Annotated in this window: 16 protein-coding genes; 10 read left to right on the forward strand and 6 right to left on the reverse strand. The window is 61.8% G+C overall.

What is annotated here, in order from left to right; translation table 11 throughout:
• The first annotated feature begins 177 nt into the window (after positions 1-177).
• The 4 genes from C2L64_RS00555 (at position 178) to C2L64_RS00570 (ending at position 3869) form a co-directional block, all read left to right on the forward strand.
• Positions 178-465 carry a DUF4148 domain-containing protein gene (locus tag C2L64_RS00555; RefSeq protein WP_042312981.1) on the forward strand — a complete coding sequence of 96 codons (288 nt, stop codon included), beginning with the start codon at positions 178-180 and terminating at the stop codon, positions 463-465.
• Between the two features lie 280 nt (positions 466-745).
• Positions 746-1852, forward strand: a complete 1107-nt coding sequence (locus tag C2L64_RS00560; protein ID WP_086909133.1) for an NAD(P)/FAD-dependent oxidoreductase — start codon at positions 746-748, stop codon at positions 1850-1852.
• A gap of 139 nt (positions 1853-1991) precedes the next feature.
• Positions 1992-2303 carry a high-potential iron-sulfur protein gene (locus C2L64_RS00565; RefSeq protein WP_007582152.1) on the forward strand — a complete coding sequence of 104 codons (312 nt, stop codon included), beginning with the start codon at positions 1992-1994 and terminating at the stop codon, positions 2301-2303.
• A 255-nt stretch (positions 2304-2558) separates the two neighbouring features.
• Positions 2559-3869 (forward strand): MFS transporter, encoded by a 1311-nt coding sequence (locus C2L64_RS00570; protein ID WP_086918795.1) that lies wholly within the window; start codon positions 2559-2561, stop codon positions 3867-3869.
• Here C2L64_RS00570 and C2L64_RS00575 read toward each other — a convergent pair.
• Both C2L64_RS00575 and C2L64_RS00580 read right to left on the reverse strand, forming a co-directional pair.
• Positions 3866-5365 (reverse strand): amidase, encoded by a 1500-nt coding sequence (locus C2L64_RS00575; RefSeq protein WP_086909159.1) that lies wholly within the window; start codon positions 5363-5365, stop codon positions 3866-3868. The genes C2L64_RS00570 and C2L64_RS00575 overlap by 4 nt on opposite strands.
• 107 nt (positions 5366-5472) lie before the next feature.
• The gene (locus C2L64_RS00580; protein WP_090834868.1) at positions 5473-6171 is read right to left on the reverse strand and encodes a dienelactone hydrolase family protein; all 699 of its coding nucleotides are present in this window, start codon (positions 6169-6171) and stop codon (positions 5473-5475) included.
• Between the two features lie 675 nt (positions 6172-6846).
• Between C2L64_RS00580 and C2L64_RS00585 the strand changes: the two genes are divergently transcribed.
• Both C2L64_RS00585 and C2L64_RS00590 read left to right on the forward strand, forming a co-directional pair.
• Positions 6847-7992: a branched-chain amino acid ABC transporter substrate-binding protein gene (locus tag C2L64_RS00585; RefSeq protein ID WP_007582158.1), complete on the forward strand. Its 1146-nt coding sequence runs from the start codon at positions 6847-6849 to the stop codon at positions 7990-7992.
• 223 nt (positions 7993-8215) lie between these two features.
• Complete coding sequence (locus C2L64_RS00590; RefSeq protein ID WP_090834869.1) at positions 8216-9214, forward strand: cupin-like domain-containing protein; 999 nt, start codon at positions 8216-8218, stop codon at positions 9212-9214.
• A gap of 329 nt (positions 9215-9543) precedes the next feature.
• On the opposite strand, the gene C2L64_RS00595 is transcribed toward C2L64_RS00590, so the two are convergent.
• Positions 9544-10755 (reverse strand): MFS transporter, encoded by a 1212-nt coding sequence (locus C2L64_RS00595; protein ID WP_086918796.1) that lies wholly within the window; start codon positions 10753-10755, stop codon positions 9544-9546.
• A gap of 188 nt (positions 10756-10943) precedes the next feature.
• On the opposite strand from C2L64_RS00595, the gene C2L64_RS00600 reads away from it, so the two are divergent.
• From C2L64_RS00600 to C2L64_RS00610, 3 genes are all read left to right on the forward strand, one after another.
• The gene (locus C2L64_RS00600) at positions 10944-11609 is read left to right on the forward strand and encodes a HugZ family pyridoxamine 5'-phosphate oxidase (RefSeq protein WP_086909137.1); all 666 of its coding nucleotides are present in this window, start codon (positions 10944-10946) and stop codon (positions 11607-11609) included.
• A 360-nt stretch (positions 11610-11969) separates the two neighbouring features.
• Complete coding sequence (locus C2L64_RS00605; protein WP_007582165.1) at positions 11970-12275, forward strand: H-NS histone family protein; 306 nt, start codon at positions 11970-11972, stop codon at positions 12273-12275.
• Positions 12276-12523: 248 nt separating this feature from the next.
• Positions 12524-13726, forward strand: a complete 1203-nt coding sequence (locus C2L64_RS00610; RefSeq protein WP_086918798.1) for a cation diffusion facilitator family transporter — start codon at positions 12524-12526, stop codon at positions 13724-13726.
• 27 nt (positions 13727-13753) lie between these two features.
• Here the strand turns inward: C2L64_RS00610 and C2L64_RS00615 are convergent, their stop codons facing one another.
• The 3 genes from C2L64_RS00615 to C2L64_RS00625 all read right to left on the reverse strand — a co-directional run bounded on the left by C2L64_RS00615 (position 13754) and on the right by C2L64_RS00625 (position 15571).
• Positions 13754-14212, reverse strand: a complete 459-nt coding sequence (locus C2L64_RS00615) for an Lrp/AsnC family transcriptional regulator (RefSeq protein WP_007582169.1) — start codon at positions 14210-14212, stop codon at positions 13754-13756.
• Positions 14213-14315: 103 nt separating this feature from the next.
• Positions 14316-14930 (reverse strand): 3'-5' exonuclease family protein, encoded by a 615-nt coding sequence (locus tag C2L64_RS00620; RefSeq protein WP_042313001.1) that lies wholly within the window; start codon positions 14928-14930, stop codon positions 14316-14318.
• On the reverse strand, positions 14927-15571 hold the full coding sequence (locus C2L64_RS00625; RefSeq protein WP_090835033.1) for an MBL fold metallo-hydrolase: 645 nt from the start codon (positions 15569-15571) through the stop codon (positions 14927-14929). The genes C2L64_RS00620 and C2L64_RS00625 overlap by 4 nt, the downstream gene beginning before the upstream one ends.
• Positions 15572-16214: 643 nt before the next feature.
• On the opposite strand from C2L64_RS00625, the gene C2L64_RS00630 reads away from it, so the two are divergent.
• Positions 16215-16814 (forward strand): septal ring lytic transglycosylase RlpA family protein, encoded by a 600-nt coding sequence (locus tag C2L64_RS00630; RefSeq protein WP_407671744.1) that lies wholly within the window; start codon positions 16215-16217, stop codon positions 16812-16814.
• Positions 16815-16880: the final 66 nt, after the last annotated feature.

Here is a 16880-nt window from a genome sequence, read left to right on the forward strand (position 1 = left end):
CAATGTTGCAACTATTCCATAGCTTAGGCAGGGCAATTCGCCCTTGATTTGAACATATTCAAGCAACAGTCAATTCCGCTAATGAGGGTCGGCAATCCGATAGGCGAGGACTAGACTCCGCTCACTGAAATGCAAACAGCGTTTCGTTCGAACTGGACTTCACCTCAGGAACCGATCATGAAAAAGCTTTCGCTTGCCGCTTTGCTGATTTCCGCAGTCGTCGCCGCGCCCGCTTTCGCAAGCGGCTACAGCCCGGCTCCGACGCAATCGCCGTCCAGCGTCAATGGACCGAAGACGCGCGCCGAGGTGAAGGCCGATCTGGTGCAAGCCCGCGCGAACGGTGAACTCAGCCTGAATCCGAACGCACCTGCTTATCCTCAGCAATTTGCAACGGGCGGTTACACGGTGCCCATCGCACACGTCGACCTGCGCCATCTGTTCAAACGCACAACTGCGCAGGATTGATCAAGCCTGTTGTGGCTCAGGCGGAACGGGTCCGCCAAATTCACCTGGAATGAGCGTCGTGGGCGTACACTGACTCAAACGCTCGACGCGTTCCCACATATTGATGCCCGCAGCCGCACAAGGCTGCGGGCATTTGTGTCTGTAGCGCGTCGCGTCATTTCGCATTGTGCATGTGAAGCGTTCGACAGCACGCGGTCACGGTTTTGACGACACCGCACGCTATCGAAATCCTGGTGGATGACGAGGTAGAACGCGGCGCATCGAGCCGCGTCCAACGGACATGGATCAGATCGAATGTGTGGTGATCGGCGCTGGTGTCGTCGGTCTTGCCGTCGCGCGCGCGCTGGCTGCGCGCGGACGTGAAGTGATCGTGCTGGAAGCGGCGGAAGCCATCGGCGTCGGCACGAGTTCCCGCAACAGCGAAGTGATACACGCGGGCATCTACTATCCGCGTGGTTCGCTCAAGGCGGCACTGTGCGTGCGTGGCCGCGAGATGCTGTACGACTACTGCGCCGAACGCGGCGTGCCGCACCAGCGCTGCGGCAAATTGCTCGTCGCGACTGCGCGCAACCAGATTCCCCAGCTCGAAAGCATCATGGCGCGCGGCAAGGAAAACGGCGTGCTCGATCTGATGCGTATCAGCGGCGAGGAAGCGCAGGCGCTCGAACCGGCGCTGCAATGTGTCGAAGCCGTGTTCTCGCCGCAGACGGGTATTGTCGACAGCCATCAACTGATGCTCGCGCTGCAAGGCGACGCGGAACGCGACGGCGCCGTCTGCGCGTTCCATGCGCCCGTCGAAGCGATCGAAGCGATCAACGGACGCTTCATCGTAAAGGTAGGCGGCAACTCGCCGACGACGATCGGCACCGCGTGCGTCATCAACAGCGCGGGACTGCATGCAAACGCGATCGCGCGCAAGATTCGCGGGCTCGACGCGCGCCATGTGCCGCCGCTCTATCTCGCGCGCGGCAACTACTTCAGCATCTCGGGGCGCGCGCCGTTCAACCGCCTGATCTATCCGATGCCGAACGAAGCAGGACTTGGCGTTCATCTGACGATCGATCTCGGCGGCCAGGCGCGTTTCGGCCCAGACGTCGAATGGGTCGATACGATCAACTATGACGTCGATCCGCAACGGGCCGAATCGTTCTATGCTGCGATCCGCGCGTATTGGCCGGCGCTGCCCGATCATGCGCTGCAACCGGCGTACGCGGGCATTCGACCGAAGCTGTCGGGTCCCGGCGAGCCGGCCGCCGATTTCCTGATTCAAGGTCCCGCCGCGCATGGCGTGCGTGGTCTGGTGAATCTGTTCGGTATCGAGTCGCCGGGTTTGACGGCATCGCTGGCAATTGCGCAGCGCGTGTGCGAAGTCAGTGGACGCGCCTGAATGCGCAGGCGCACACGCACTAACGATTCGCTTATGACGGGGATTTGACGCATCACGCGCGTCGGCTTCATTGATATGCTTGGGGACCGCTGTCATTAGAACGGCGTAGACCCCCACAATACCAATGGAGTGACTCCCCATGAAAAGTTCACGTCGTACGTTTCTGATCACGAGTATCGGTGTGGCATCGACGCTCGCGCTGTCGCGCCAGGCGTTCGCCGATGCCCCGAAGGTCGCGGAATCCGATCCGACCGCGCAGGCGCTCGGCTACAAGGAAGACGCGTCCAAAGTCGACAAGGCCAAATACGCGAAGTACGCAGCAGGCCAGGACTGCGGCAATTGCAGTTTCTATCAGGGCAAAGCCACCGATGCCTACGCGGGCTGCCCGATGTTCGCGGGCAAGCAGGTCGCAAGCAAGGGTTGGTGCAGCGCATATAACAAGAAGGCCTGATACAGCGAAATCCAGTCGGCATAGGCGCGTGTCGGACGATGCAATGCAGCATCGCCGCGCGTGCGCCTCGCAGTAACGGAGAGAGCGCGCGCCGTGCAACGCGGCGTCGCGCTCTTTGTCGTATGAAAGATGCTTGAAATCCGATGTCGTGCTCTTTTACACTCGCATGGCTTGCGCGCGCGGCCTTCACGACGGCCCATTCGAATCACTTCAAACCTACGCACCCTGACGCCTCGACGAAGGGCGGAGACATCGATGTCACAAGCAGCGAGGAGCCTTAATACCCGTGCGGTCACAGCGGCCGTCATCGGTAATGCACTCGAGTGGTATGACTTCACCGTCTTCGGTTTTCTCACCGTCGTCATCGCCGAACTCTTCTTTCCTTCCAGCAGCGACTACGCGTCGATTCTTCTCACCACGGCGAGCTTCGGCGTCGCGTTCTTCATGCGGCCCATCGGCGGTATCGTGCTCGGCCTGTACGCCGATCGCGCAGGACGCAAGGCGGCGCTCTCGCTGGTCATCGCATTGATGACGCTCGGCATTCTGCTACTCGCCATCGCACCGCCGTATTCGGCGATTGGCATCGGCGCGCCGATCATCATCGTGGTCGGGCGTCTGCTTCAGGGCTTCTCCGCGGGCGGTGAGTTCGGCAGCTCGACCGCGCTGCTGATCGAAGCGGCGCCGTTCTCGAAACGCGGTCTATACGGCAGCTGGCAGATGGCGAGCCAGGCGGCCGCGCTGCTGCTAGGCGCGATCGTCGGCGCGCTGGTGACGCGCGGCCTGTCGCCGGAAGCGCTCAAGTCATGGGGCTGGCGCGTGCCGTTCATCATCGGTCTCGTGATCGGACCGATCGGTTTCTACATTCGCCGCAATCTCGCGGATTCCGAAGCATTTCTGCACGCCAAGCAGACCGCGCGCCGCGCGACGCTCGGGGAGCTTTTCGCGCACCATACCCGCGACGTGCTGTGCGGTCTGGGCTCGGTGATCGCATTGACGGTCACGATCTACGTACTGATCAGCTATCTGCCGACCTTCGCGGTCAAGCAACTGAAGCTGCCTTATTCGGATTCGTTCACGGCCGTGATCGTCGGCAATCTGCTGCTCATGGTGTTGTCGCCGCTGACGGGGGCGTGGTCCGATCGCATCGGGCGCAAGGGTTTGTCGCTGTGGTCGCTGGGTCTCACGCTGGTGGTGATCTATCCGCTCTTCGCGTGGCTCGAAGAGGCGCCGAGCGTGTCGAAGCTGATTCTCGTGCAGGCTGTGCTGTCGATCACGCTATCCGGCTATTACGGACCGTTCGGCGCACTGATGGCCGAACTCTTTCCGGCGAACGTGCGCTCGACCGGCCTTTCGCTCGCGTACAACTTCGCGGTGATGTTGTTCGGCGGCTTTGGCCAGTTCATCGTCACGTGGCTGATCAAGACGACGGGCTCGCCGCTCGCGCCGACGTACTACGTGATGTTCGGGATCACGCTTTCTATGATCGCCGTTGCGTGCATGCCGGCAAAACGTCACGCCGATCTCGACGCGATGCGCAAGCCCGTCGATGCGCTGGAGCGGCGCTAGCTTCGCGCGGGCATCAGCGGCGGCCGCCTACCGAACCACGGACGCGCCGTTTCCAGTTGCGCGGCGAGCCGCAGCAACATCGCTTCGCCGCCGTCGCGCGTGGCGAACTGCACGCCGATGGGCAGTCCGCGCGCGTTCCAGTAGAGCGGCACCGACATCGCCGGTTGTCCCGTCAGATTGAACAACTCCGTGCAGCCCGCCCACGCGAACGCCTTGTTCGACACTTCCGTCAGCAGCTTGCGCATCAGCGGCTCGACGGGAACGGTGGTGACGGCGCGCATCTGCATTTTCTCGACGGCGGTGGGCTGCATTTCACCGATCTTGATCGGCGCAGAAGCGAGCGTCGCGCACAGGATCACGTCGTAGCGCGTCATCAGATCCGCGAGCTTCGCGCTCACCTGACGCTGCGCCTCCAGCGCGGCAGGCAATTCGCGCTCGCCGAATTTTCGGCCGATATGTCCCATCGTCCACGTGGCGATTTCGAATTCCTCACGATTGGGCTTGCGCCCCGTGATCTGATCGGCCCGCAGCACGAGATTTTCGGCGCTCACCGACCAGATCATCAAAAACGCTTCGCGCAGGCTCGCGAAGTCGATGCCAAGCGATACGGGTTCGATGTGATGCCCGAGCGACGCGGCGAGTTGTGCGGCGTCGTCGAGCGCGGCGCGGGCGTCGGCGGATAGCGCGGGCGCGAGCATCGGGTCCGTGACGAACGCGATGTGTAGCGGCTTGCACGGTTCGCTGGCGGCGGCGAGGAAGGTGCCGGGTGCACCCATCGGACGGTCGGCGTTGCCTGAAGTGAGATCGAGCAGCAGTGCGCTGTCGCGCACGCTGCGCGAGACGGCGTGATCGATGCCGAGGTCGCCGGGCGCGGGCGCCGCGTTCGACGGCTGCCGTCCGCGCGACGGCTTGAGCCCGAACAGGCCGCAGCACGACGCGGGAATGCGGATCGAGCCGCCACCGTCCGACGCATGCGCGAGCGGCACGATGCCCGCCGCGACGGCGGCAGCCGAGCCGCCGCTGGAGCCGCCCGGCGTGTGGTCGAGACTCCACGGGTTGCGGCACGGCCCAAACAGTTCGGGCTCCGTATAAGGCATCTGGCCCATTTCCGACGTGCTCGTCTTACCGAAGATGTTGAGTCCGGCGGCGCGCGTGGCCGTGACGAGCGGCGCGTCTTCGTCGGGAACGAAGTGGCGGTAGTGGCGGCTGCCCATCGACATGCGCAGCCCTTTGACGGGCAACCCGAGATCCTTGACCAGATACGGGACGCCGGCGAGCGCTCCGTCGCCAATCACGTCATCCTCGCCGTTCGCATGCTCTCGCGACGCGCGCTGACGAGCGGCGTCATAGTCCTTCAGAACGATCGCGTTGATCGCGGGATTGGCGGCTTCGGCGCGCGCGATTGCTGTTTCCAGCAATTCGCGCGCGCTCACCTTGCGCTTGCGCACGAGATCGGCGAGGCCGATCGCGTCATGATCGAGATAATCGGATTGCACGACGACGACCCCCGCGGACAGGAATGGTGATGACGGCACGCGCGGGGCGTCGTGCCCTGAATGGAAGCGCGGGGCACGACGCAGCCACGTCGCGCCTCTAGCGTAACTTACGCGTGGGTGCCGAGGAAAGTCAGCGTGCGGCCATGCGCGAGCGCCGCCGAATGCTGGTGATAGCTCGCGCGCTCGGTGCAGTTGAAGCCGTGATCGGCATTCGGGTAGATATACAGCTCGACTTCGTCGCGGCCCGCGAAGCGCTCCTTCACTTCACCGACTGCCGACAGCGGAATGCCGTGGTCCAGTTCGCCGTAGTGGAACTGCATCGGCACCTTGATTTGCGCTGCCTTGTCGAGCTGGTTCTGGATGCCGCCGCCGTAGTACGACACGGCGATATCGAGCAGCCCTTCAGCCGCGGCCAGATACGCGAGACGGCCGCCGAAGCAGTAGCCGATGCCCGCGATCTTGCCCGTCACTTCCGGCATCGCGCGCAGCGCGGCAGCCGTGGCGCCGATGTCCGCGACGGCGAGATCGACGTTCGTTTTCTGCAGGATTTCGATGCCCTTGTCGCGATCCGCGCCGGCGTAGGTGAGTTCGACGCGCGGCTGCGTGCGCCAGAAAATATCCGGTGCGATCGCGACATAGCCGTCCTGCGCATATTGATCGACGACGTCGCGAATGTGGCCGTTCACGCCGAAGATTTCCTGGATGATGATGACGGCCGGACCCTTGCCGCTTTTCGGCGTCGACATGTACGCGCCAAACGAATCATTGCCGGTTTGAATGTCGATCCATCGGGAAGTCACGCTCACGTTGTTTCTCCTTGCATAAACGGTGAAGCCGCTATCGGGCGGGCAATCGTTTGCGGGCGTCTCGCCCGCAGCGGGCGCTCAGTGTGCCATCAAAAGAAGGCAATTGCAGCGAGAGGCCCGTGCGGCGGCCTTCTCGTAAGCGGATTGAAACGACTCCCCGTTTCGGCGGGCTGCGCGGCCCGGTTGCAGCGGCCAAAAAAACGGCACTCGCACGCTATATAGAGCACATCGCTTAAGCGTGTTTGAGCACGATCTCAACGGCGCGCTATCACCACTGTGTTTACCCGTGATGACGCGTTCGACGCATATCCGGCGCATTAACGGACGATCCCGGCAAAGCTTTAGACCCGCACTATAGAAGCCTCCCTCGTTTCCCCGAAACCCGCGCCAGCCGTCGCTTTCCGGCCACGTCCCGCCTGCCTTTCATGACTAAGTGGGATAAACGCTATTGGTAGTGATCCCACTTCCTCAAAAAACCCCCACAAATTAATTTGATAGCCTACACTTGCGCGCAAGCGCGGGGCGCCACCTGCCACAAACAGGCTGGAACGCGTGCTTGCCAAGTGCATGAACGATGCATCCGGCGGAGTCGTCCACGGGAATTGAGCGACACGTGAAGGAAGCGGGGCACAAGGGCGATACCGTTGTTTTTCGGGACCGAAATCGGAGACTTACATGAACATCAAAATCCAAAAGCTGTTGCCGATCAGCGCTGCGGCGATGCTGTTTGCAACGTTGGCGACGACGGCTATGGCCGACGAAACTGTCAAGATTGGCCACGTTGCGCCTTTGACGGGTGGCATCGCTCACCTGGGCAAGGACAACGAAAATGGCGCACGTCTCGCAGTTGAAGAGATCAATGCCAAGGGTCTGACGATCGGCGGCCAGAAGATCACGCTGCAACTGGATGCACAGGACGACGCAGCTGACCCGCGTACGGCTACGCAGGTTGCGCAGAAGCTGGTCGACGACAAGGTCGTCGCAGTGGTTGGCCACTTGAACTCGGGCACGTCGATCCCGGCTTCGAAGATCTATAGCGATGCAGGCATCGTGCAGATCTCGCCGTCGGCAACGAACCCGGCGTACACGCAACAGGGCTTCAAGACGACGTACCGCGTCGTCGCGACGGACGCGCAGCAAGGTCCGGCACTGGCGAACTACGCAGCGAAGGGCATGAAGGTGAAGAGCGTCGCGATCGTCGACGACTCGACGGCATACGGCCAGGGTCTCGCCAACGAATTCGAGAAGATGGCGAAGTCGCTGGGCCTGAACGTGATGTCGCATGATGCGACGAACGACAAGGCTGTCGACTTCCGCGCGATTCTGACGAAGATCAAGGGCGAAAACCCGGACGCGATCATGTACGGCGGCATGGACGCCACGGGCGGCCCGTTCGCAAAGCAAGCCAAGCAGCTCGGCCTGCGCGCGAAGGTGCTGGCTGGCGACGGCGTGTGTACCGACAAGCTGTCTGACCTGGCTGGCGACGCAACCGACAACATCGTCTGCTCGGAAGCCGGTATGGCGCTCGAGAAGATGGAAGGCGGCGCAGCGTTCCAGGCAAAGTATCAGAAGCGTTTCGGCCAGCCGATCCAGATCTACGCTCCGTTCACGTATGACGCTGTGTACATCATCGTCGACGCAATGAAGCGCGCTGGCTCGACCGATCCGGCGAAGATCCTGGCAGTGATGCCGAACACCGACTACAAGGGTGTGATCGGCGAAACCACGTTCGACGCGAAGGGCGACCTGAAGCACGGCGTGATCTCGCTGTACAACTACAAGTCGGGCAAGAAGACGCTGCTCGACGTCGTGAAGATGTAAGAGCGCTTGGCGTAGTTGGCGGAAACGCGGTTCGCCGCGTTCCGCCCTGCGCAAGCCAGCCCGAAAGGGCTTAGGAGGCACGCGGGTTTCGACCCGCGTGCCTTTTGTTTTGCCTGCTTCTTTTGCGCGTGCCTGTCTGCGCATTTCTTTTTGCGCACCGGATGCGGTGCGGGCGATATTGTCGTATCGGCTACAACACGCGGGGGACGCGGTCGTGACACGGATGATCGATGACGAATGGCGGCGCTGGATTGCCGAGAACCTGTTGCTCGAAGCCTCGCCGGAGGCCGTGCATGCCGTGCTCGTCGAGCATGGGTTCGAACGCGAACACGCGCTATGCGAGATCGATAGCATGTTGCAAAGCCCTTATTTTCAAGCGGGTTCTCGCTTGCGCAATCGTTTGCGTAAGCGCGAATGGATGCTTTCCGTGTACGGTGAGCTGAATCGCATGCGTTCGGGTGCGGCGTGTGTCGAGCGCCGCGTGCGCCTGTCGCGCGATGCGTTTTATGAGCAGTTCTATTTTCAGAACCGGCCTGTGATCATCACGGGCATGTTCGACTCGTGGCCGGCGCGCAAGCTGTGGAATTTCGATTACTTTCGCGCGCGCTGCGGCCTTGCCGAAGTCGAAGTGCAGTTTGGGCGTGATGCGGATGCGAGCTACGAGATCAATCAGCCGGCGTTGAAGCGCACGATGCGCTTTGGCGATTACGTCGATCTCGTCGAAAGCGCGGGCGTGACGAATGACTTCTACATGACGGCGAACAACGCGTCGCGCAACCGCGCGGCGCTCGCGACGCTTTGGGCCGATGCGCCCGCGATCGGCGAGTATCTGGATGCGGCGCCCGCCGACGCTGGTTATTTCTGGTTCGGTCCGGCCGGTACGAAGACGCCGTTTCATCACGACCTGACCAACAATCTGATGGCACAGGTGATCGGCCGCAAGCGTGTTCTGCTCGTGCCGTTCACCGACACCGCCCACATGTACAACCATCAGCATTGCTATTCGCGGCTCGACGGCGGCGCGATCGATGTCGGGCGGTTTCCGTCTTTCGAACATGCGCAGGTGATCGAGTGCACGCTCGAACCCGGCGAACTGCTGTTTCTGCCGATCGGATGGTGGCACTACGTCGAAGCGCTCGACGTTTCCGCCACGATGACCTACACAAACTTTATCGAGCGTAATGATTTCGGCAGCACGTACAGCACGTATCGCGAACTTTGAGCGCTGCCGCGATAAAAAAACGGCGGACCGATGCTCTGGTCCGCCGTCGTCCCTGACGCATCGGTTGCCGTCGTTAGTTTCTGTGCGATGTATTGGGCTATCCCGTCGAACGTGTTGGTTAGTTCCGTACGGGAGAGAATCGCAAAGGTTATGCCGTTGCGATCGCGTGGCCACGCGTCGCGCGAAACCCAAGCAGAATCAAGCGCTTCGGCGCAGCGTGTCGAAAGGACGGAGATTCGCTGGAGGATGACGTGTCGCGGAACGTGCGGACATATGCGGCTCGCGTAACGTAACGCGAGCGTCGTGACCAAAGTGTTAAAGGAACACGTTCAGATGCCGAGCCGGCGCAAAACCTTGGGCCCGAGGAACGCGACGAGCGCCGCGCACAGCGCGACGACAGACAGGCCGATCGGAAGATTCGTCACCTGCGCCACGCCGCCGATGATCACCGGCCCGAGCAGCAGGCCGAAGTAGGCGAGCCCGGCCACGTGCGCGAGGCCCTCGGCCGCGTGTATGCCTTTCACCCGCGCGGCTGCCGCGAACAGCACGGGCATCATGTTGGCAAGACCGAGGCCCATCAGCGTGAAGCCCGTCAGCGCCGCGATGGGATGCGGCAGCAGCAGCGCGCCGATCATGCCCGCGCAAGCCAGCGATGCGCTCGCGGCAATCAGTTGCGGCGCGCCGAATCGCGCGCGCACCGCGTCACCGGCAAAACGCGCGGCCGCCATGCCGCCCGAGAACGCCGCGTAGGCCGCGCTCGCGACGGCTGGCGTCGACGCGACGACATCGCGCATATAGACGGTCGCCCAGTCGTACATCGCGCCTTCCGCGATCAACGCGATCAGCGCGATGGCGCCGAGCGCCCACAACGCGGGCGAGCGCCAGCGGTTGCCGCGCGGCGTGTGCGCGTCCGGATGCTCGGAATGCGGAACGTGCGGCAGGACGGATGGGCACGCGGCCAGCAACACGGCCGCGCTGATCAGCGAGGCGAGCAGCAGATGCACGGCAGGCGCCATGCCGTGCGCGAGCGCCGCGCCGCCGACAGCCGCGCCCGCCATCCCGCCGACGCTGAACATACCGTGCAGCGCCGACATGATCGGCCGGCCGAGCGTCTCTTCGACGGTGCTGGCTTCCGCGTTCATCGCGACGTCGAGCGTCGCCATGCCCGCGCCGAAGAGCGCGAGCAAGACGAGCAGCATCCAGTAGTACGGCACGACGAGAATCAGTGCGCCGGCCGCCGACATCACGAGCCCGCCCGCAAGACACGCGCGCCGCGTGCCGACGCGCGCGATCCACGGGGCATTCGTCACCATCGCGCCGATCGAGCCGCCTGCCACCGCGAACAGCGCGAGCGACAGCATGGCCGGATTCAGCTGGAACCGGTCGCGGACGGTCGGCACGTGGACGCCCCAGGACGCATACATCATCCCCGCGATGAAGAAGAGCGCCATCGTCGCGTAACGGGCGCGGTTGCGCGCGCTCGCCGACAGATTGCGATGCGCGGCGGGCAAGGATGCGGACTCGGACGGACGATCGGACACGGAAAGCTCGGCGATTGAAAACGAAGATGAAGAGGAAGCGCAGCAAGAAAGCGCGATGAAAGCGCTTCCACATTCTAACGAAGCATGATGGCTCATGCGGGCAAGTCCCTGAACTAATATCTCCTTTCCAGGCGCGTCGCGTTTAACGTCGTCGCGCGGCGCATCAATCACCCGACGAGGACGCGCACTTGAACATTCCCGCTCACGCTCCGCTGCATCTGTTGCATCAGGCCGCCATCGGCACGCTCGCCACGCATGCGCGCCAGCCGCAAGGGTTTCCGTATCCGACGGTGCTGCCGTTTGCGCCGGATTCGCATCATCGCCCGACGATACTCGTAAGCCGGCTTGCCGAGCACACGCGTAACCTGCACTCCGATCCGCGCGCCGGCTTCCTGATCGTCCACGCGCCGGACGGCGACGTGCTCAACGGGCAGCGCGTCACGCTGGTCGGCACGTTCGAGCATGTCGAGCCGACGCCGCCCGTGACCCAGCGGTATCTGCGCTATCACCCGGAAGCCGAGCGCTATCTGGTGCTGGGGGATTTCTCGTTCTGGGTGATGTCGGTCGAGCGGATGCGTTACATAGGCGGGTTCGGCGCGATGGGATGGTTGACGCAGGCAGAACTCGATCCGCTCGATCCGGTTTCATTCGACGAGGAAAAGGCGCTCGTCGAATTCTTCGAACGTCATCCGCGACGGCCAGCGCAAGTGCAATTGATGGGCATAGACCGGTATGGCGCGGATCTGAATATTTCGGGCGCCCGCAGCCGCGTGGTGTTCGACACGCCTGCGCCCGATGCGGAATGCTTGCACGCTGCCCTTGAAGATTGCATCGCGCGGCACGCTAATGCGTGACGGGTAATACGCGGCGTTTTTTACCGCGGAATCGGGCCGGCGTTTTACATTTTGCCGGTTAAAACTCGCATGGCATGAAATGTTTCGGAATAAATTAACCATTGCTTTTCATGCTTTGCCAGTTAAATATGAATTTACTCGTCAGATGAGCGTTATTCAGCGGGAGAATAATTGGGCTTCTGAGCCCGGTTGATTGCCAGTCTCTTGAAAGTTTATGAAATTGAGATTAATTAATTTTCGCCGGTGTCTTTTCCGAAGTTTCTATTTTGTGTTAATCTCGCCAGCAAATTCCGAGGCATGATCACTTTCCGGACTAATCGGCATAGACCGTCCGTCCATTTATCGAACCACAAGGAAACTATGTCCTCCTACAGGGAACTACTCGCGCAGCGCGAAAAGCTCGAGAAACAGATCGAAGAGGCGAAAGCGCGCGAGTATGCGGAAGTGTTAAACGAGATCAAGCAGAAAATGTCTGATTACGGTATTACGCTGGCTGAACTCGGCGCTGGCGGACGTGCGAAAGCCGTAAAGGCAGCGGGTCGTCCCCGCGCCGGCGTCGCGCCTAAATATCGTGACCCCGCAAGCGGGAGCACCTGGTCGGGCCGCGGTAAGCCGCCGCGCTGGATTGCCGGTCAAGATCGCGAAAAATTTCTCATCGAGAAATAATATGACTTAATGCTTGCACCGCAAGCAATAGATTTAAGAGAAACCGCGCTCCATTTGGAAGCGCGGTTTTTTATTGAGCCGCTTCTTTTCAATTCTTAGGAAGAACGATGGGCGGTGCGGTGCGTGCTTCGATGCAAATGAGTCGCGTTATGATAAGCGCATGATTTAAAAGGTATTTTTTGTTTGCTTAACAGCAGTTTCACAAAGCGGCGGGTAGAATAAATAGTAACCAAACCCTTTGCCTTCAGATGCCTTCCAACTCGACCGCCCAATCCGCGGAGAAACGGCGCGTAGCCCGCAAAACCACTTACGTCAGCATCGGACTCAATACGGTGTTGATGTCGGTGCAGATTGTCGTGGGCGTGATTGCGCATTCCCAGGCGCTCGTCGCGGACGGCGTGCATTCGCTCGCCGATCTCATTTCCGATTTTGTCGTGCTGGTCGCCAATCGCCATAGCGGAGCCGAACCGGACGCCGATCACAACTACGGACATAGCCGTTACGAAACCGTCGCGTCGCTATTTCTGGGTGGCTTGCTGATCGCGGTTGGCGGCGGCATGTTGTGGCGCGCCGGCGAGCGGCTCACCGATCTGGACAACATCCCCGCCGTTCATTTGAGCGCGCTCGTGGTTGCGGTCGTCGTGCTGCTGTCGAAGGAAGCGCTGTTTCGCTACATGCTGCGCGAGGCACAGCGCGTGCGTTCGGCGATGTTGATCGCGAACGCGTGGCATGCGCGCTCGGATGCGGCGTCGTCGCTGGTGGTTGCGTTGGGTATCGTCGGGAGCATTGCCGGCGTGCGGCTGCTCGATCCGGTTGCGGCGGCCGTCGTCGGCTTCATGGTCGCGCGCATGGGCTGGACGTTCGGTTGGGACGCGCTTCAGGATTTGTCCGATCGCGCGCTCGACGAATCCGATACCGCCGATCTGCGCGCGCGGATTTTATCGACGCCCGGCGTGCGCGATGTCCACGAACTGCGCACGCGGAAGATGGGCGACTTCGCGCTCGTCGACGCACACATTCTCGTAGATCCGATGATCTCCGTTTCCGAAGGTCACTACATTGCCGAGACGGCGCGTGCGCGCGTGCTGTCGGACAACCGCGTGCTCGACGCGCTGATTCACGTCGATCCGGAAAACGATGCGATTGCGCGGCCGCCCGTCAACCTGCCGCCGCGCGCGAAGATCGCAGCTGAAGTGGAATCGGCGCTTGCCGCGCAAGGACTCAAGGCGGCCAGCGTGAATCTCCATTATCTGAGCACGGGGCTCGACGTCGAGGTGACGTTGCAACCGTCGAGGCTCGACGCGCTGGAAAGCGAAGTGCATCAACTCGCGCGGGTCGATGTGGACGCGCTCAAACGCAAGCTGGGCGCGCGCCGCTTGAACGTGACACATGCAGTGGATGTGTCGACGGCTGGCGCGGAGCTGGTGCGCGAGCCGCGCGGCGACGGCTGAGCGATTCCCGGCGTCTGAGCGAGCCGGTTAAAGCGGCAGCTGCGTATCGAACTTGATCTCGCGCAGCACGACGCTCGTGCGCACCTGCGCGACGGCGGGAATCTTGAAAATGCGGTCGTGGAGGAAGGCGTCGTACGCCTTGATATCGGGCGCAACGATCTTGAGGATGTAGTCCGATTCACCGGTCGTGCTGTAGCACTCGGTCACTTCTGGGCAGGTGGCGATTTCCCGTTCGAACTGCTCGACGCCGCCTTCCGTGTGCCGTGTCAGGTGAATATGGGCGAGCGCGCACACATGCAGGCCGAGTTTTTCGCGATCGAGCAACGCCGTGTAGCGCTGGATGATGCCCGATTGCTCCATGTCCTTGATGCGTCGCCAGCACGGCGTGCTGGACAGTCCGACCTGATCGGAGATTTCCTGCACCGAACGGCGCGCGTCCAGCTGCAAAAGACGCAGGATTTTTTGAGAGAACGTATCGAGTGTCAACTGCGCCTCCGTTGTCGCGTCGCCTTTTCGTCAATGGTAGAGGTCGCGGAAACGAAACGCAATGCAAACCGCCCGTGCTGAGGGAGATTCCCTAATTTGGCGCTTACTCGGCGGGTTTTTGTCCTGAGTCGTCCCCGTCAGCGCCGGCTGCAACGGCGCTCTGGCTTGCCCGCAGCTCCGCGAGCATATTGCAGAAGAGCGCGCCTTGCTCGATGGCGTCGTCGAGCGCGACGTGCGTGTGCGGATGATCGTCGAACCAGTGCTTGGGGAAACGCGGCTTGATGCACTTGCGATACGGCAGCCCCGTCATCGCGAACGCGAGCGTTTTGATGTCGAGCGCCGACCACGAGAACGGGCAGCGACCCGTAAAGCGCATCATGTACCAGAACATGAACGTGAAATCGAAGCCCGCGGGCATCGCGACGAAAACGGGCTTGCCCGGCAACGCCTCGACCCATTCGACATACGCGACGAGCGCCGCCGCCGGCTGCTGCAAGTCCTTGCGGCACGCCGCCCACGCTTCGGGCTGCGTCTTCCACCACGCCTCCTGCACGGGATGCGGCGCCGCGCCTTCGAGCAGTTCCAGATTCGCCGAGAACGTGCCGATCAGCTGCTTGTCAGCCGTGTAGGCGGCCGACGCAAAACTCAGCATCGAATGCGGACCGGGAATCGGGCCGTCCGCTTCGACGTCGGTGCTCACATAGATTTCTGCGCTCATGCGCCGACTCCGTCTGCGACATACGGATTCGTGCGGCGTTCGTCGCCGAACGTCGAGGTGGGGCCGTGGCCGGGAACGAACGTGACGTCGTCGCCGAGCGGCCAGAGCTTGGCGCGGATCGAGCGGATCAGGTCGCCGTGGTTGCCGCGCGGAAAGTCCGTGCGACCAATCGAGCCGGCGAACAGCACGTCACCGACCAGCGCGAGCCGATGCACGCGGCTGAAGAAGATCACGTGACCGGGCGTGTGGCCGGGGCAGTGATAGACCTCGAGTGTTTCGTCGCCGAACGTCACGGTGTCGTTGTCGTCGAGCCAGCGCGTCGGCTCGAATGCCTCAGCCGCAGGGAAGCCAAAGCGCACGCTCTGTTCGGGCAGCTTGTCGAGCCAGAAGCGCTCATCGACATGCGGACCTTCGATCGGCACGCCGTAGTGCTCCGCGAGCGTCTTCGCGCCGGCGCAATGATCGATGTGGCCGTGCGTCAGCAGGACCTTTTCGATCGATACGTTCTGGCGCTCCACCTCGCCCTTGATGATGTCGAGATCACCGCCCGGATCGACGATGGCCGCGCGCCTGGTGTTCTCGCAAACGAGCAGGGAACTGTTCTGCTGGAACGGCGTGACGGGCATTAGTGTGACTTTCATGGCGGGCGCGCAAAGCTTGGAAAGCTCGATTGTACCGGCCGCCGGGTCACGTGCCATCGGCCAGAAAGCCGACTGGCGCATGCGCATTCTTGCAGTAATAGTGAGAATTCATCGAGCGGATGGACAGCCGGGCAACACAGAATTGTGTTTTTGCTATAATGCACGTAATGGGTGTGGGAAACCGCACTGTCTTTTGGGTGAAAAAGCAATTCGTCCTATGAAACAGGAACGGGCGCTGCTGCTTCACCATCAAGCAAGTGTCGTCGGGTGAATCCGATGACAAATCCAGCATCGATCGCTTTTTCGATGCGCACGTCCTGTCTAGCCAGGTGCCACGCACCTGCTACGGCCTCGCTGCCGTAACGCTGGATGGGGCCTACGCCGCCTTCCTGAGCGCCGTGAGTTTCCGGTGCATGAGCGTGTTTCACGTTCGATGGCGGCTTGTGGGGTCTGGCCAAAACTGCGGGGACAGTTCAGTCAGACGTGAAAACTAACCGTGCGGTAGCGGCTGAGTGTGCCGCGTCCGGGCTTCCGTCGTCCTGCGCCAGCGTTGCGCGGTGCGCGCTCGCTCATTGCCGCCTGAGTCGCATGCATAAACGCTGTTTTTCGCGTGATGCGGCTCGCATTGGTAACAAATTGTCTTATGAAAACTCGGCTACCCCGACGTGTTGGGAGCGTTTTTGCCTTTTTGGCACTCGCCGGTTGCGCGGTGCCTCCGGGCGCGAGCACCCAGGTCAGCGGTGTGTCCGCAACGACCAAGGATGCGCACACTGCGGTCGCCCCGCAGTCGTATGGCTCTGGCCTGAACAATCCGCCTGATGCGGCAGACCAGAAGGGCAAGCTCGCTGACGCAGAGCCGTTGACCGACGGCCCGAATATCGGTGATTTCCATCAGCTGGGCCGCGCGTCGTGGTATGGACGCGGCTTCCACGGACGCAAGACCGCCAACGGCGAGCGCTTCGACATGCATGCGCTGACGGCTGCACACCGTACGCTTCCGCTCGGCTCGTACGTGCGCGTGACCAATCCGGCGACGAACGATACCGTCGTCGTGAAGATCAACGACCGCGGTCCGTACGCGCGCGGTCGGGTGATCGATCTTTCTTACGCGGCTGCGAAAATTTTGCATCTTGCGTATATCGGTACGGCACGCGTGAAGATCGAAGGTCTGACGCAGCGTGAGGCGAAGGCCGAGATGAAGGAAATTCTGGCGTCGAATCAGAGCGATTCGAACGAGAAGTAAGATCGTCTTTGAAGGTTGGCCGCGGACATGCGATGTCCTCGGAAGAAAGGGCTGCGTTATGCAGCC

The organism is Paraburkholderia hospita, from assembly GCF_002902965.1.
Taxonomy (GTDB): domain Bacteria; phylum Pseudomonadota; class Gammaproteobacteria; order Burkholderiales; family Burkholderiaceae; genus Paraburkholderia; species Paraburkholderia hospita.

Coding starts and splice junctions, on each gene's coding strand:
- C2L64_RS00555 (WP_042312981.1), top strand. CDS start 178: ATGAAAAAGCTTTCGCTTGCCGCTTTGCTGATTTCCGCAGTCGTCGCC.
- C2L64_RS00560 (WP_086909133.1), top strand. CDS start 746: ATGGATCAGATCGAATGTGTGGTGATCGGCGCTGGTGTCGTCGGTCTT.
- C2L64_RS00565 (WP_007582152.1), top strand. CDS start 1,992: ATGAAAAGTTCACGTCGTACGTTTCTGATCACGAGTATCGGTGTGGCA.
- C2L64_RS00570 (WP_086918795.1), top strand. CDS start 2,559: ATGTCACAAGCAGCGAGGAGCCTTAATACCCGTGCGGTCACAGCGGCC.
- C2L64_RS00585 (WP_007582158.1), top strand. CDS start 6,847: ATGAACATCAAAATCCAAAAGCTGTTGCCGATCAGCGCTGCGGCGATG.
- C2L64_RS00590 (WP_090834869.1), top strand. CDS start 8,216: ATGATCGATGACGAATGGCGGCGCTGGATTGCCGAGAACCTGTTGCTC.
- C2L64_RS00605 (WP_007582165.1), top strand. CDS start 11,970: ATGTCCTCCTACAGGGAACTACTCGCGCAGCGCGAAAAGCTCGAGAAA.
- C2L64_RS00610 (WP_086918798.1), top strand. CDS start 12,524: ATGCCTTCCAACTCGACCGCCCAATCCGCGGAGAAACGGCGCGTAGCC.
- C2L64_RS00620 (WP_042313001.1), bottom strand. CDS start 14,930: ATGAGCGCAGAAATCTATGTGAGCACCGACGTCGAAGCGGACGGCCCG.
- C2L64_RS00625 (WP_090835033.1), bottom strand. CDS start 15,571: ATGAAAGTCACACTAATGCCCGTCACGCCGTTCCAGCAGAACAGTTCC.
- C2L64_RS00630 (WP_407671744.1), top strand. CDS start 16,215: ATGAAAACTCGGCTACCCCGACGTGTTGGGAGCGTTTTTGCCTTTTTG.